Annotated in this window: 10 protein-coding genes and 3 pseudogenes; 5 read left to right on the forward strand and 8 right to left on the reverse strand. The window is 46.3% G+C overall.

The genetic code is table 11. From position 1 onward, the window contains the following. Window positions 1–319: 319 nt before the first annotated feature. A complete protein-coding gene (gene lepA, locus RIG27_RS11360) occupies window positions 320–2,131 on the reverse strand; it encodes a translation elongation factor 4 (protein WP_446345190.1) in 1,812 nt (603 codons plus the stop codon). A 203-nt stretch (window positions 2,132–2,334) separates the two neighbouring features. On the opposite strand from lepA, the gene RIG27_RS11365 reads away from it, so the two are divergent. The 3 genes from RIG27_RS11365 (at window position 2,335) to RIG27_RS11375 (ending at window position 4,670) form a co-directional block, all read left to right on the forward strand. Next, window positions 2,335–2,565 carry a type II toxin-antitoxin system CcdA family antitoxin gene (locus tag RIG27_RS11365; protein ID WP_044210163.1) on the forward strand — a complete coding sequence of 77 codons (231 nt, stop codon included), beginning with the start codon at window positions 2,335–2,337 and terminating at the stop codon, window positions 2,563–2,565. Between the two features lie 125 nt (window positions 2,566–2,690). After that, window positions 2,691–4,400 (forward strand): GAF domain-containing sensor histidine kinase, encoded by a 1,710-nt coding sequence (locus tag RIG27_RS11370; RefSeq protein WP_446345192.1) that lies wholly within the window; start codon window positions 2,691–2,693, stop codon window positions 4,398–4,400. 63 nt (window positions 4,401–4,463) lie between these two features. Further along, the gene (locus RIG27_RS11375; protein WP_446345194.1) at window positions 4,464–4,670 is read left to right on the forward strand and encodes a hypothetical protein; all 207 of its coding nucleotides are present in this window, start codon (window positions 4,464–4,466) and stop codon (window positions 4,668–4,670) included. Window positions 4,671–5,300: 630 nt separating this feature from the next. On the opposite strand, the gene RIG27_RS11380 is transcribed toward RIG27_RS11375, so the two are convergent. The 3 genes and pseudogenes from RIG27_RS11380 to RIG27_RS11390 form a co-directional block, all read right to left on the reverse strand. Then, window positions 5,301–6,569: a molybdopterin molybdotransferase MoeA gene (locus tag RIG27_RS11380; RefSeq protein WP_446345196.1), complete on the reverse strand. Its 1,269-nt coding sequence runs from the start codon at window positions 6,567–6,569 to the stop codon at window positions 5,301–5,303. 24 nt (window positions 6,570–6,593) lie between these two features. Further along, window positions 6,594–7,023 (reverse strand): annotated as a pseudogene (locus RIG27_RS11385) (CHAT domain-containing protein); the annotation flags it as partial. A 10-nt stretch (window positions 7,024–7,033) separates the two neighbouring features. After that, window positions 7,034–8,074 carry a DNA cytosine methyltransferase gene (locus RIG27_RS11390; protein WP_446345198.1) on the reverse strand — a complete coding sequence of 347 codons (1,041 nt, stop codon included), beginning with the start codon at window positions 8,072–8,074 and terminating at the stop codon, window positions 7,034–7,036. A 631-nt stretch (window positions 8,075–8,705) separates the two neighbouring features. On the opposite strand from RIG27_RS11390, the gene RIG27_RS11395 reads away from it, so the two are divergent. After that, window positions 8,706–9,293 (forward strand): DUF3727 domain-containing protein, encoded by a 588-nt coding sequence (locus tag RIG27_RS11395; protein ID WP_446345200.1) that lies wholly within the window; start codon window positions 8,706–8,708, stop codon window positions 9,291–9,293. A 68-nt stretch (window positions 9,294–9,361) separates the two neighbouring features. Next, window positions 9,362–10,453, forward strand: a complete 1,092-nt coding sequence (gene mltG / locus RIG27_RS11400; RefSeq protein WP_446345202.1) for an endolytic transglycosylase MltG — start codon at window positions 9,362–9,364, stop codon at window positions 10,451–10,453. 216 nt (window positions 10,454–10,669) lie between these two features. On the opposite strand, the gene RIG27_RS11405 is transcribed toward mltG, so the two are convergent. The 4 genes and pseudogenes from RIG27_RS11405 to RIG27_RS11420 all read right to left on the reverse strand — a co-directional run. Then, the gene (locus RIG27_RS11405; protein WP_446345204.1) at window positions 10,670–11,431 is read right to left on the reverse strand and encodes a class I SAM-dependent methyltransferase; all 762 of its coding nucleotides are present in this window, start codon (window positions 11,429–11,431) and stop codon (window positions 10,670–10,672) included. Window positions 11,432–11,643: 212 nt separating this feature from the next. Beyond that, window positions 11,644–12,516 carry a glycosyltransferase family 2 protein gene (locus RIG27_RS11410; protein WP_446345206.1) on the reverse strand — a complete coding sequence of 291 codons (873 nt, stop codon included), beginning with the start codon at window positions 12,514–12,516 and terminating at the stop codon, window positions 11,644–11,646. A gap of 154 nt (window positions 12,517–12,670) precedes the next feature. Further along, a pseudogene (locus tag RIG27_RS11415) lies at window positions 12,671–13,611 on the reverse strand (class I SAM-dependent methyltransferase). A gap of 316 nt (window positions 13,612–13,927) precedes the next feature. Next, window positions 13,928–14,380 (reverse strand): annotated as a pseudogene (locus RIG27_RS11420) (methyltransferase C-terminal domain-containing protein); the annotation flags it as partial. Window positions 14,381–14,516 lie beyond the last annotated feature (136 nt).

The raw sequence follows: 14,516 nt of genomic DNA on the forward strand, positions 1-14,516 counted from the left end.
ATATGAAGGGCAAAAGGATAAGCTGAAATCTGTCCCCAACTGGCAAGAACGGATAAGGCAATTTGTAGATGAACTGATATCTGAGCAAAATGCATAGACTTGCTCAGATATGCATAGATATTAGGTTGCAGCTACTAGCCCTTGACTGAAGAAAGGCAGAAGGCAGATGGCAAGGTGATAAGGAATAAGGAAATTATCACTGTTTAGATAGACCTCAATACTCCTCGGATAAGCTCTAATTTAATTGCTTCTCCCCCAGCTTCCAGACGCGCCATGGCGCGTCTCTACAACCCCAGCTTCCCCAGATCCCCCAGCTTTCCTACTGGGGTTCGAGGCGCAATACTGCCATAAATGCTTCCTGAGGCACATCAACTGTACCTAAAGACTTCATCCGCTTTTTCCCTTTTGCCTGCTTCTGTAACAATTTTTTCTTGCGGCTAATATCTCCTCCGTAACATTTAGCGAGTACGTCTTTCCGTAATGCAGGAATATGTTCGCTGGCAATTACCCGACTTCCAATTGAGGCTTGCAGAGGAATTTTAAATTGGTGACGGGGAATTAATTCCCGGAGTTTTTCCACTAACGCCCGACCAACACTGTAGGCTTTATCCCGGTGGACAATCATTGCCAGAGAATCCACTGGATCACCATTAATTAACACATCGAGGCGAACCAGAGTGTTTTCCTGATACCCAATCAGGTGATACTCCATACTGGCATAACCGCGCGATCGCGATTTGAGTTGGTCAAAAAAGTCAGTCACGACTTCCGCCAGAGGTAATTCATACACCAAGGTGGTTCGCCCTTGGGTTAAATACCGCATATCTTTAAACTCACCCCGCCGCGTTTGGCACAGTTCCATCAGCGTCCCCACATAAGTTTCTGGGGTAATCATCTCGATGCGAACATAAGGTTCTTCAATTTTCTCCCGCTGCTGGGGTGGAGGGAGTAAGCTGGGGTTGTCAATTTCCAAAACCTCCCCATCCATATTCGTGACTCGATAGACCACTGATGGAGCGGTAATGATTAAATCTAAATCATACTCCCGTTCTAACCGCTCCTGGACGATTTCCATGTGCAATAAGCCCAAGAAACCACATCGGAAACCAAACCCCATGGCGCTGGAGGTTTCGGGTTCATAGTTGAGAGCCGAATCATTGAGCTTGAGACGGTTGAGAGCTTCGCGTAAATCTTCGTACTGATCCGCGTCGGTGGGGAATAAGCCGCAGAACACCATAGGTTTGGCTTTCTTATAACCCGGTAAGGGGTTATCGGCGGGTTCAGCCGCTAGGGTAATTGTATCGCCGACACGGGCATCTTCTACGGTTTTAATCGCCGCCGCTATATATCCCACTTCTCCGGCGTGGAGTTGATCAACCTGGATTTGCGTCGGTGACAATACACCCAGTTCATCAATTTCATATTCTTTTTTGGATACCATCAGGCGAACTTTTTCCCCAGTTCTGACGCTACCATCCATCACCCGGAAATAGACGATGACGCCTCGGTAGGGGTCATAGTAGCTATCGAAAATCAAGGCTCGCAGGGGCTGATTGATGGTATCCTGGGGAGATGGAACCAGATGGACGATGGATTCTAAAATCTCATCAATGCCAATTCCCTCCTTTGCCGATGCGAGAATGGCTCCGCTACAATCGAGACCAATGATCTCTTCGATTTCTGAGATCACTCGTTCGGGTTCTGCTCCTGGGAGGTCAATCTTATTCAGAACCGGAATAATTTCGAGGTCATGCTCCAAGGCTAAATAAACATTTGCCAGAGTTTGAGCTTCAACCCCCTGAGAGGCGTCTACCACGAGCAATGCGCCCTCGCAAGCGACCAGCGATCGCGAGACCTCATAAGAGAAATCCACATGACCCGGGGTGTCAATTAAATTGAGAACGTATTGCTCACCATCTTGCGCCCGATAGTTCATGCGAGCGGCTTGCAGTTTAATGGTAATCCCGCGCTCCCGTTCCAATTCCATGTTGTCCAGGAACTGTTCCTTCATCTGGCGATCGCTCACCGTACCGGTTGTCTGTAAGAGGCGATCGGCTAAAGTGGATTTACCATGATCAATGTGGGCAATGATGGAAAAATTGCGAATGCGAGAGACAGGAACATCAGTCATAGAATTATCGGGTGACAAAAAAAATCGGCAACACGGAATGGATGGCTCTTAATGTATTTTAATGTTTCTTCCCCAAATGGGGACAATACTCCTGATACTCTAACTCCAGAGAACCTTTTCGGGCTGATTGCGCCACGAATCTCAGGTGGCAAGAGAGCAAGTTGTCGTAAACTGTAGTGTAGGGGAACACCAAAACGCTGAAAATGAATAATCATGCCATTCATCGAGAGCATTCAACAAACAAGGAAGAAATATCTATCCTCATGGATGCTCAACTGTTAGACCAAATCAAACACTTAACCAATGATCCGTCTAAGGTGATAGAAACAGCCATTCGTCAATGGCTAAGAGGAGAGCGCGATCGCGATGATGAGCTAACCCGCACCTTGAGACGAAATCCACCAGTACCGCCACGAGGCGAATGGAACGATTGAGAGCCAATAGGTTCGTCGCTTTAATAGTTCGCCTGAGGCTCCAGGGCGTTAAGGGGTTGCATTTATGTCTGTCTTGGTGCGAGCGCTAATCCTTTCGCTGCTTGTAGTTTCCCGGTTTCTTGTAGATGATTGCTCCTGCTGATTTCCACCATCCTCGATTTGGGTATACCACTATGCAATCTACTACTGCACAAGGCAAGTCCAGCTTTTTGCAGGAGTTAGAGGTTGAGCTGATGTGTAGCCAAGATGCATCAGGTCAGTATCACTCCTTTTATTGGCGACAAGCCGAGCAGTATGATTTAACTCAAGAACAGGTTATTGGGGTTCCCCTCAACGAAACCTTTCATCCCATTGCTCTAGATGCTTATCGGGATCGAATCCAGCGGATTCTAGACAACCGCACCCCAGAACGCTGCATCCATGACTTCTGTTATGGCGATCAAGTTTTTCCCTTTGAACTGGTGATCAGCCCAATTTTACAAGCAGACGGTCAGGCAACTCAGGTTTGGGTGATGGGTCATCTGTTACCTGAGGGTTCGGTGCAAAAAGTGATCGATTCGCTGGTACCGTTAAGTGTCGATCCAAATCAAAAACTACTCACCCAAATTGCCCGCCGGATTCGCCGGACGTTAGACTTAGATACAATCTGGCAACAAACAGTAGACAGTTTAGGGAAAGCTCTACAAGTCAGTCGCTGTATTATCTGTTCCTACAAACCCGACTACACGGATGTCAAGGTGGAAGCAGAGTATCGCCAAGAGTCATTAGAGGAAATGTTGGGGATGACGCTGGAACTAGAGTCGGAACTGATAATGAAACAAGCGATGTGGAGTTCCGAACCCGTTGTAGTTGACCAAGTCGCCCCGAGTCGGTTTCAAGAAAAATCGCTGCTGGTGGTTTCCACGTCCTATAAAGACGAACCCAATGGGTTAATTAGTTTACAACAGTGCGATCGCCACCGTCAGTGGAGTGATGCGGAAATTGAGCTAGTGCGGGAGTTAGCCGAACAAGTGGGAACCGCGATCGCTCATGGTACGCTCTATAAAGAACTGGAACTGGCGAGAGAACAAGCGGAAGAAGTATCCCGTCTCAAGAGTGAATTTCTTGCCAGCACGTCTCACGAATTGCGGACGCCCCTAAATGGGATGATTGGCTTTCTCAAGCTGATTCTGGAAGGAATGGCGGATGACCCTGAAGAACAGCGAGAGTTTATCCAGGAAGCCCATAATAGTGCCTTACACCTGCTCAACATCATCAACGATATCTTAGATATCGCCAAGATTGAAGCCGGAAAAATGGAGCTGGAGTTTAGTCCAGTTGAGTTAGAGTATCTATTTAATAAGGTCTATGACTTTACCGCGCAGCAAGCCCATCACAAGAACTTGAGTTTCACCCTGGAAATTCCCGCCGTCTACGATGGCATTGTTATGTATGGGAACTATCAACGGTTGCTACAGGTGATGCTAAACCTAGTGGGGAATGCCATCAAATTCACCGATGAAGGGGGAATTACCATCAGTGCCGAAGTCATTCGCAAGAAAGTCCATTTTCAGGGACAGGAGTTTCCTGGACATGTGAAAGTGCGGGTTGCGGATACGGGAATTGGGGTTTCCTTGGATAAGCAAGACAAACTCTTCCAATCCTTTAGCCAGGTGCATGGTGGACTCAATCGTCCTTACGGAGGAACCGGGTTAGGGTTAGCTATTTCCCAAAAGCTAGTGGAAACCATGGGCGGTGTCGTACATTTCTTCAGCATGGGGGAAAACTTAGGTTCAACTGTGACATTTACTGTACCCCTTTATCAAGAACCCGTGATGGTGTCGCGCACAGATTGAGCAAAAGGCGAGGTATAGCAATCGCCATAGCGGTTAGGACGCATCTTATGGTAGAGACGTTGCATGCAACGTCTCTACAACAGTTCTCCCGATGAACGGATACCAGCAGGAACCCACAAGGGCAATAGTTTGGCTGTTTTGCCAACACGGAAGGATGGGGTAAGAGTGGAAGACGAACCGACTCCACCAAAAGAGCAGATACCAGGGGGTAGTCGGTGGATTACACAGACAGATCCCCGACTTTTCCAAGAAGTCGGGGATCTTGCTTAAGGCTGTACTTCATCAACCTGAAATCTGCTGTAAATCAATCTTAAGGAAGAGGCAGATGCGGCGACAATTTTTTAATAAAAATCATCCGATCCTTCTAGGACAAATCTATGTAATTTGATAGAAAACCTAAACCCGATCGCTTTGTTAACCTGATCACAGTGGTGGTAAAGAGGCTCACTGGAGATTGAACAGCCCCTCGGCTGGAACAAATAGATTAGCACTGGTGTAGGGTGCGTTAGGCGCATAGTTTTTTATTCACTTTTATTTCCCACAGAACACTCATGCGCCGTAACGCACCACCTTGGTTGGTGTGTTACTAACGCACGATGGCGGACTGACACAGCTAAAATTGTGGAATAGATTTGACGTTTAAACCGGGCGCAAGTCCTTGCGCCCCTACAATTATAATCCACCAAATAAGGTGTGCTACGCCACTACCCAAATTACAATTAATGAGGCTTTTTACTCGCGATATCTTGACATTAATAATTTATAAATAAGGCATAAGATAGAAGAGAAAGATTGGCAAATGTAAACCCGCGCAGGCGGGTTTTGTTTGTGTAGCTGCGGTTACCCTACGGGAAGCCTCTCCGCGTCTACAACCGCCCCATCTTAAAGGATTCTATCAACTTAAAAGCCCACCGACAAAACTTGCACCATTTCTCCGGCTGGAATTAAGGTTTGACCAACGGGTATCATAGCCAGACCTGTGGTTTGAGCTAAGTTAATTAAATTACCCGAACTGTGACTCCCACCCGCCAAATTGAATTCGTATTTCCCCTCAACTAATTGAAGCTGACCCCACAAATAGGATTCTCGACGCCCATCAGATTTGAGTTCGCTACGAGAGGTGGCGTGGATAAACCTGGGCTTCCATCGTTGCATTGGTAAACCAGAAAGCTTTTTCATCACAGGTTGCACAAATCGCCAACAACTGACTAACGCGGATACTGGATTTCCGGGTAGACCAAAATATAAGACTGGATGCGATGAGCCTTTTTTATTCCTCTGACTCGGAGGCGGAAACGTCGCCACGGTTAAGGGTTTACCCGGTTTAACCGCAACCGAACGGATGTGAATCTCCGCATTCAGTTGGGCTAAAATTTCATCTACATAGTCATAATCCCCCACAGAGACGCCACCTGTAGACAGAACAATATCGGCGGCTAGAATAGCTTGGGCAATAGCTTGCTTCAGGGCGTCCGGTTTATCGCGGACAATCCCTTGTACCTTAGGAATTCCGCCACAGAGAGTCACCCAAGCGGTTAAAGCGTATTGGTTAGAATCGACAATTTGACCCGGTTGCAAGAGTTGGTACGGCGTAACCAGTTCATTCCCCGTGGAGAGAATCGCGACTTTGGGACGGCGATAGACGGTGAGTTCCGTACATTGGGCGGCGGCGAGGACAGCAATTTCTGGCGCACCCAGTTGAATTCCTGATTCTAAGAGGGATTCTCCAGCACGGTAAAACGATGCCTGATGACGCACAAAGCCTTGCGGTTTCGGTGCTTGTAAGATTAAAACTTGGTTATCCTGGCGCTGGGTATGTTCCTGCATCACCACCGTATCTGCTCCCTGGGGCATACAGGCACCGGTGAAGATACGCGCCGCTTGTCCAGGTTTAATAGTTTTTTGCGGTTGATAGCCGGCGGGAATCTCTTCGACGAGTTCTAAACTGATTGGTTGCTGTTCATTAGCCGACTGCACATCCGCATAGCGTACTGCATAACCATCCATTGCAGAATTATCCCAGTGGGGAAAATCCAATTGACTGGTTACAGGAGACGCCAAAATGCGACCTGTGGCGGCGGATAGGTCGATACTTTCGCTGTCTAACTGGGAGTCTAAGGGGTGGATGAGATCTAAGATAATGGATTCGGCTTGGTTAACGGGTAGCATGGGGCAAGAATTAGGAATAATGCGTTATTTAGCTTCTCCTATGAGTGTAAAGGCTGCCCAATCTTTGGGATGAGGATGTTTGGCTATTGTCGTCAGCATGGCTTGTCGCCGCGCTTGGGCTTTGTCAGGATTATTTATGTATATTTTGATAAAATTCCTGCATTAGGGAGGCTGTGGGGGCATCTGGCACTGTCCACAGGGATACAATTACACTGGGTACACCTACCGAAATGAGGGAGCGTGATAAACCAATGACGCCATCCCCGGTAATTCGACCTTGACCCGTATTGCAGGCGCTGAGAACAACCAATTCGGCGTTGAGGTTCATGGTGAGGATTTCATCAGCCGTAAGTAAACCGTTATCCTTAGTAGAAGGAGCTAATGCGATCGCACTCCCTAATCCCCAGATTTCATCGAGTATGCCGTGGGTGGCTAGATGAATGATCCGGGCGTTTGCCATTTTCTCAACCACGGTAATTTTTAAAATGACGGTTCAAGATGATCGTCGAGAAAACGAACTGATCACTCTCTTTCAACTCCAGAAACCTGCCAACGCAACTCGCAATAGATACAGCCACTCTATACGCCATTGGTGGGGGAACAGCATTGCCAATTTGACCTAGGGCTTTATAAACAGCACCATCAAATGACCAGGATTGAGGAAAGCATTGCAAAATCGCACAGTCAGGTACAGATAAGCGAAAGTGACCATTATCTGCTACAAATAAATGCGCCTGTTCTCGATTGAGAGCAACTCCATTGGGCCAAATTTGTAGTTTTTCCCAAATCTTTTGCGCGGAAACACTACTCAACACTGATGTGGTATGACGGGGACCGGTAAGAGAACTGCGAATGGTAGGAGATAACGCATCAAATCCTATATCAGGTAGTCCTAAAGCTTCACGAACGCCCATACAAGGTTGTAACGTTTCAGACGGGTCGAGGAGCGAAAATAGATCTAGCTGAACATGAGGTTTAACTTTATCAGTAGGCAAATGAATTTCTAATACAGCCCGGATGAATTCTGGAAACATATCCCGGCTGTCTTCTTTTCCTTGCTGACGACCAGCGACAGAAAACGGTTGACAGGGTGGACCGCCATGGATTATGTCAACTAAGCCCCGATAGTCTCGCCAGTCTACCTGGGTAACATCTCCTTGTTCCCCCCCAAACACAGTCCACTCTGGTCGAACGTTCCTCAAGGTAATACCAGATTCAGGTAAGATATCGTAGGATGCGACATGAGTAAATCCAGCTCGATCAAAGCCGAGGTCTAAACCGCCACCACCACTGAACAAGGAGAGCGATCGCCAGCCGTTACTGGCTAATTGTGGCATCAGGTCGTCCGGATTGAGCTGAGGTACATTAATCGGATGAATCGGTGTTCGTCCCTCACCCCGGATCGCTTGGGCTTTGGCTCGACTCGACGCCTGAGAACGTTTCCTGTAAACCTCTCGTTCTTCGTCAGTGATGTCCCAGCCTTGATGCCAAGATGATGCTGCCATAAATTGGTCTCCAGATCAAAAGTTTCAGCTCCCAGCCGTTTAGATCAAGTCCTGTTAATTGCCCATAATAGCAATATTCAGCCACTCTGTTTTTTGTGACAAAATTTAAGGATTGCCAAAATTACCTGATCGCTAATTTGATGAGCTAGCCAATTAGGTAATACTTTTTGAGTACCTTTAGGTCGTTGACAAAAACCAGGTTATATTTTATACAAATAAGCTATCCCTTCGGGTGTGGGATGTCGGGTGTCGGGTGTCGGGTGTGGTTTGTATAGCAGTACTCAGGCAGGTAGTGACACTCGTTACTGTTCCCTGTTCCCTGTTACACACCGAGCGTGTTACCGAGAGAAGCTACGAGCTGAACTTCGACAGGCTCAGTTGCCGCGCGGTTCGGCTGAGCGCTCACCGTCGAAGCCTCACGCCGAAGTCCGAGGTAAGCGTTCGACTGAGCGCTCACGCCGAAGTCCGAGGTGTTCCCTGTTCCCTTTCCTAACCAAAATGTCCCGCCTTAGACCGATAACCTCGAAGATGATGATTTTGAGTTCATGCGCCATGATATTCTAGGACTTTGCCACTTGATCCCCAGGATCTGGCAAGTGTTTGATCTTCCATAAGCCTTGACAAAAACGGCATGTTCTCATCTGACTTTCCCCAAGAAAATGGACAATCTAGTCACAGTAGTAGTAACGTGACACTCACCGATGAAGCGGGGCGATCGCTAAATTGTTCAATCGAGCATTCTCTGAATGTGGAAGGAATCGACTATTTACTCCTCCTCCCGATCGATTCCCCCGTCGAAATTGTCGCCTGGGATGAGGATGATCAAGCTGACGATTTAGCAGATGCTACCCTCGTAGAAGACGAATCAGAAATTGATGAAATCTTTTCTGATGCCCAAGCGGTTCTCGCAGAACAAAATCTCACCCTGAAACGCACCGCATTTACCCTAACCGTCGCAGGTGAACTTCCGCCCGTGGATGAGGAGGAGATTCTCACCATTGAACTTGCTGAAGAAGAGGTAGAACTCGAACCCGAACAATTGCAACTGTTAACGAACTTTTACCATGAAGAACAAGAGTATGGAATTTACACGCCCCTCGATCCGCTACTCTTTTTCGCCAAACGTAACCCCAAGGGTCAATTAGAACTCTTATCGCCCGAAGAATTTCAAAAAGTCCAACCGCTGCTAGAAGAGTTATTATTTGAAGATTTAGATTAAAAAATGATAAATGACGAATGACACCAATGACCAATGACCAATGACCAATGACCAATGACCAATGACTAATGACAAATAAAACAATTCAACAATTCTCTAAATGGTCTTACTATCTTGCCTTACTCCCGGTAACCATGGTAATCGGTTTATGGCAGGGGTGGGCATGGTGGAGTTGGGCACAGTCTCCCCCTGTCGATCAATCCTTAGACGCATCAACCAATACCTTACAAATCCAGATTCCCACCGGAACAGCCGCCCAGCAAATCGGTTTTGATTTAGAAGAAGCGGGTTTAATTCGTTCAGCGAATGCGTGGAGACTCTGGGGTTATTGGTTAAAACGGCAAGAGCCAGAGGGGGGATTTAAAGCTGGAACCTATAAACTATCCCCCAGTCAACCCTTACCCGACGTTGCCCAAAAAATTTGGACGGGTGAAGTGATGCAACTCTCCTTCACGATTCCCGAAGGCTGGTCCCTCCAGCAGATGGCAACCTATTTTGAATCCCTGGGATATTTTAAAGCCCAAGACTTTCTGGCAGGGGCGAGTCAGATTCCTGAGGATCAGTTTCCCTGGTTACCCAGCAACTTACCCCACCTAGAGGGCTACTTATATCCTGACACCTATCAACTCCCAAGCGATCGCGTCACGCCCCAACAAATTATTAACCAAATGCTCAAACAATTTGAGCAGGTGGCGTTACCAGTGTATCAACAGGGACAACAACAAACTCAGTTAAGTTTACATGAGTGGGTCACCTTAGCCAGTATCGTGGAAAAAGAGGCAGTCGTTGCCGATGAACGCCCCCTCATTGCTGGGGTATTTACCGCCCGTCTCCGCCGAGGGATGAAACTAGAATCTGATCCGACGGTTGAATATGGATTAGGCTTTCGCCAAACGGCAGATCAGCCCCTAACTTATGCCCAAGTGGGAACACCTTCGCCGTATAATACCTATCTCAATCCCGGATTACCCCCTACCCCCATTGGTAGTCCCCGATTAGACAGTTTAGAAGCTACACTCAATCCCGAAGAAACGGACTATCTCTTTTTCGTTGCTCGCTATGATGGCACTCATTTATTTAGTAAAACCTTAGAAGCCCATGAAGCGGCAAGAGACGCCATTCGTAAACAACGAGAAGCGCAGCAAATTCAACAACCCTGACTTAGCTGTCGCTTGAAGTCAGGGATTGCAAGACAAATTGCGATTTAAACCGTTGAATATCCGCACAGAGCCTAAGCTTGGTACAGACTCTCGAATACCTCCCTAGTTCGAGTTATCTCTAAGACTTTTTGTCGAGTCGCTACTGACGTTAGGACATGGCGATTCATCCCACGCTCAATCGAAGATTAGAGCGTGGGGAACCTATCGCCGGATAAGCTAAACACAGATCAATTCAGGCGTCAATCCCCAATCCGCAACCATCTTTCTAATTTCCCCCTCATAAATAGGATTCATCACAATCACCACATCCGGTTGATAGTCCCGCAGAAACTCCGGTGGCACAATTTTCTGACCCATTCCCGCCACATACATCCCTTGCTTGCGCGGATTAATATCTACAATATATTCAATCTCGTCCCGAAGTTTGAGCAAATTCAAAAACGTTACTCCCTTTGAACCTGCCCCCCAAACAACCGCTTTTTGACCCGCTTTTGCAATTTTTGCTAACGTCTGTTGCCAGGTTTGTACTTTAGTCTGAAATTTTTTGGTAAAGGCAGAAACATCTCCCCGTAATGCTTCAATGTCATCATGGTTTGGTACAGTATCAGGAGATGTATCGTTGATTGGCAAAGCTTCTAGACACAAAAACTGACCCGCAAATGTTTCCCTAACCTCACCCACTTGAAACCGATAGTTGGCAAAGGCTTGGGCTAAAGAAGTTGGCACAAAATAGCAGCAATGTTCATAGATAATATCCCATACGGCTAAACGACGAAATGTTTCTAGAGCATTGGGGACTTCAAAGAAAACGACCGTATTCAAGCGATTACCAATAGCTTCTCGTAGCGGTTTAAGTAAATCAGCCGGATTGGAAATATGTTCTAACGTGTGCCGACAACAAATAAAGTCCGCTTGATAGGTCTTATATTTCTCAGAATAGAAATCCTGAACAAACTGAACCTGCACTGAAAGAAGCATTTTAGGAGTACCAAAACTCTTGATAAGCTATTCGGCATTTAAATCTTAATGTTAACAATGGCGAAATCCCTGTAGTGCGTTAAGCGAAGCCATGCCGCAGGCTTTGCATCTTGCTCGCTACTAATACCCAATTTAAATGCATGAAAGCTTATACTGTAGGGTGGGTTGAGCGAAGTCGAAACCCACCAGCATACCAGTCAGCAACATTCACCCTAAACTTTTGTCGGAACACTCTTCCTAAAGAAACTCTTCCAATTTTTAGACGAGAAAAGATAGTCTCGGATTACAGCAAAACAGCGCAGACGTTCAGACCAATTTAAGGGAGACTTCAGCACCGCTTGAATATATCTAATCGAACTGCGGGGACGTAGCAACTTTGAACGTTGAACCGCTTTCGGATCAATCCACGCCTCCCGTTCTGATGTAGATAGCCGACTTGACTGTTCTGCATGGCAACGCCGGAAAAATAAGCACTCCGGAATCTCCCGGAAGCGTCCCATTAAACTGAGTTCAACCAGCAAGAGTCTATCTGAACCATAATAGGGAGCAATTCGAGACGTTTTTTTGAGGACATCGGTGCGAATGAGTCCAAACACTTCCAAGCACCAAAAATAAGTCAGGACTCCCCGGAACCGTTCCTCAGGTTTCTGAGAACTTAGTTTTGGTGAAGTCTTTGCGTTCCACCATTTCCGTCCATCAGATTTTGTGAACATTGTCTGAGAACAGGATAGAACTGCCCCTGAATCATGGTCAAGGACTTCGACACAACGTTCTAAAAATCTTGGCGCACAGACATCATCATGGGCTGCCCATTTAAAGTATTCACCAACGGCTAAGTCAACCACAAGGTTGAAATTCCAAGAAGCCCCCTGATTTTTAGGGTGTCGATAGTAACGAATCCGCGAATCTTTTGCCGCATAATAACGACAAATTTTCTCGGTATTATCCGTTGAAGCATTATCGGAAATAATTAGCTCAAAATCGGTGAAGGTTTGAGCCAAAATTGAATCAATTGCTTCTCGGAGAAACGGTTCGCCATTATATACAGGTAGACCAATACTAACGCGAGGTTTACTTTTACTCATTGTTTGTTTCTCCTGTAGTCGATGCAAATCCCTTATCCAAAATTCCCACCTATTTAAGCTGTCACGCCTTTAAATTGGGAATGGGTAGCGAGCAAGATGCTCACACACCAATGATTTCGCCATTATTGACATTAAGGTTTCAATACCAAACAGCTTATCCCAGAGGAATAATCTCTGGATTCACGCCCATCTGATCAAGCATTTCTTTGATTTCCTGACCATAAATCGGATTCATCACGATGACTTGATCCGGTTGATACTCTTTGAGAAATTCTGGTGACATAATTTCCTTAGATATTGTTCACCATACGCTCGATATAAATCCGTTACCTCAAAACCACAGTAACGGAACAAATGTGCTAGTGATCCTGGCGTAAAATAGGAACAATGTTCATAGTAAATATCCTCGAATGCCAAATCAGTTAAGATGCGGCTGGTGCAGGGAATTTCAAAAAAGATAGCGGTATTAGTACGAGAACCAATTGAACGCCGCACGGTACTGACAAATTCGGCGGTGGGATGGATATGTTCTAGCGTATGACGACAACAAATAAAGTCGCCCACATACTCTGTATGATGTTCTGAATAATACTCCTGAATAAAGCGCACTCGGTCATTCGCTTCACTCAGAACCCGTCCGGTTACTACACTCGGGTCAATCCCCACACCGCGATTATGTCCCAATTCACACAGCAGCAACAGGAAATCTCCTTTGCTACAACCAATTTCTACAATATCTTTGTCATGTAAATCGTATTTCTCAATTAAGCGATGGGCTAAATTGAGTGCAAACTGATTGAATGTGGGTGAAAAACTCTGTTGGTCTTCATAATTGGGCGCATAAGCAGCAACTTTCGCGTCATACGCTGTATTCGTGATGAAGCCACAATGGTGGCAAAATCCTAACACAATATCACCGCAAGGAAAGTCCAACGCTTCCTGCTGAGTGGGTAACATCAAACAACTATGAACGGGAACATTTTGCACTTCATATAATGTTGATAGTTCTTGATGTCCACAGTTAGGACAAGTATTGTCTGTACAGTCATTAACGTGATTTTTTTTATCCTTTGGGCGGAGTTGTTGTGGAATCATTGTTTTAAGTAGGTGGACACAATTAACGTGAACGGTGAAGATTGTCATTAGTCATTAGTCATTAGTCATTAGTCATTAGTCATTAGTCATTAGTCATTAGTCATTAGTCATTTCTCCCTTGTCTTCTTGTTACCTTGTCCCCCTTGTCTTGTCCCAACCAGAAAAGAAAAAACCTATACCTGTAAGGTGTGTAGGGGCGGGTTTCACGACTATCGTTTTTGGCTTTAGCCAGATATAACTAAACCCGCCCCGACTGAGTGTAAGAGTATTGAACTTTCGGTTCCCTTCCAGATGTTCTGGTGGAACGTCTCTACGACTAAACCACTGTGGGGCAAGGAATGGGGATAATAAACTTACCTCCCTTCTGCCGATACTCCTCTTGTTGGCGCAAAATTTCATCGGCAAAATTCCAGGCGAGGAGTAAAACGTAGTCCGGCGTATCCTCTAGCAGTTTCGAGGGGGGGAAAATCGGCAAATGATTGCCTCCCATGTAGCGCCCATGTTTAAACGGGTTCAAGTCAACGACAAAATCAACCAGTTGTTGATTAATGCCGATGTAACTGAGTAATGTCGTGGCTTTAGCCGCCGCGCCATAGGCGGCGATGGTTTTGCCATTTTGTTTGATATCCTGGAGAATCTCTAACAGAGACCGCTTGATTTCTGAGACGCGATCGCTAAACTTGTGATAATATTCAATTCGATCAACCCCCTGTTCTGCTTCTTGTTGCAACAATGTCTGCACGGATTCACCCACGGCTTCCCTCGGCTCTTCCGGACTTACTATGCCAAACTGTTAGTTAAAACGGCTCCAAATTCAGTTATACCGTGATTTTATGCCTCCACAGTCTAAGTTAACTCGAAATAACGCCCAAAATCCTTGCTTAGCAAAGATTTTGGGCGTATTC

The organism is Coleofasciculus sp. F4-SAH-05 (genome assembly GCF_040222985.1).
GTDB classification, from domain to species: Bacteria; Cyanobacteriota; Cyanobacteriia; order Cyanobacteriales; family Coleofasciculaceae; genus Coleofasciculus; species Coleofasciculus chthonoplastes.

Bases quoted from the DNA above. Each gene is read 5' to 3' on its own strand.
- lepA (WP_446345190.1), bottom strand. From the start codon at position 2,131: ATGACTGATGTTCCTGTCTCTCGCATTCGCAATTTTTCCATCATTGCC.
- RIG27_RS11365 (WP_044210163.1), top strand. From the start codon at position 2,335: ATGAATAATCATGCCATTCATCGAGAGCATTCAACAAACAAGGAAGAA.
- RIG27_RS11370 (WP_446345192.1), top strand. From the start codon at position 2,691: ATGATTGCTCCTGCTGATTTCCACCATCCTCGATTTGGGTATACCACT.
- RIG27_RS11375 (WP_446345194.1), top strand. From the start codon at position 4,464: ATGCAACGTCTCTACAACAGTTCTCCCGATGAACGGATACCAGCAGGA.
- RIG27_RS11380 (WP_446345196.1), bottom strand. From the start codon at position 6,569: ATGCTACCCGTTAACCAAGCCGAATCCATTATCTTAGATCTCATCCAC.
- RIG27_RS11390 (WP_446345198.1), bottom strand. From the start codon at position 8,074: ATGGCAGCATCATCTTGGCATCAAGGCTGGGACATCACTGACGAAGAA.
- RIG27_RS11395 (WP_446345200.1), top strand. From the start codon at position 8,706: ATGTTCTCATCTGACTTTCCCCAAGAAAATGGACAATCTAGTCACAGT.
- mltG (WP_446345202.1), top strand. From the start codon at position 9,362: ATGACAAATAAAACAATTCAACAATTCTCTAAATGGTCTTACTATCTT.
- RIG27_RS11405 (WP_446345204.1), bottom strand. From the start codon at position 11,431: ATGCTTCTTTCAGTGCAGGTTCAGTTTGTTCAGGATTTCTATTCTGAG.
- RIG27_RS11410 (WP_446345206.1), bottom strand. From the start codon at position 12,516: ATGAGTAAAAGTAAACCTCGCGTTAGTATTGGTCTACCTGTATATAAT.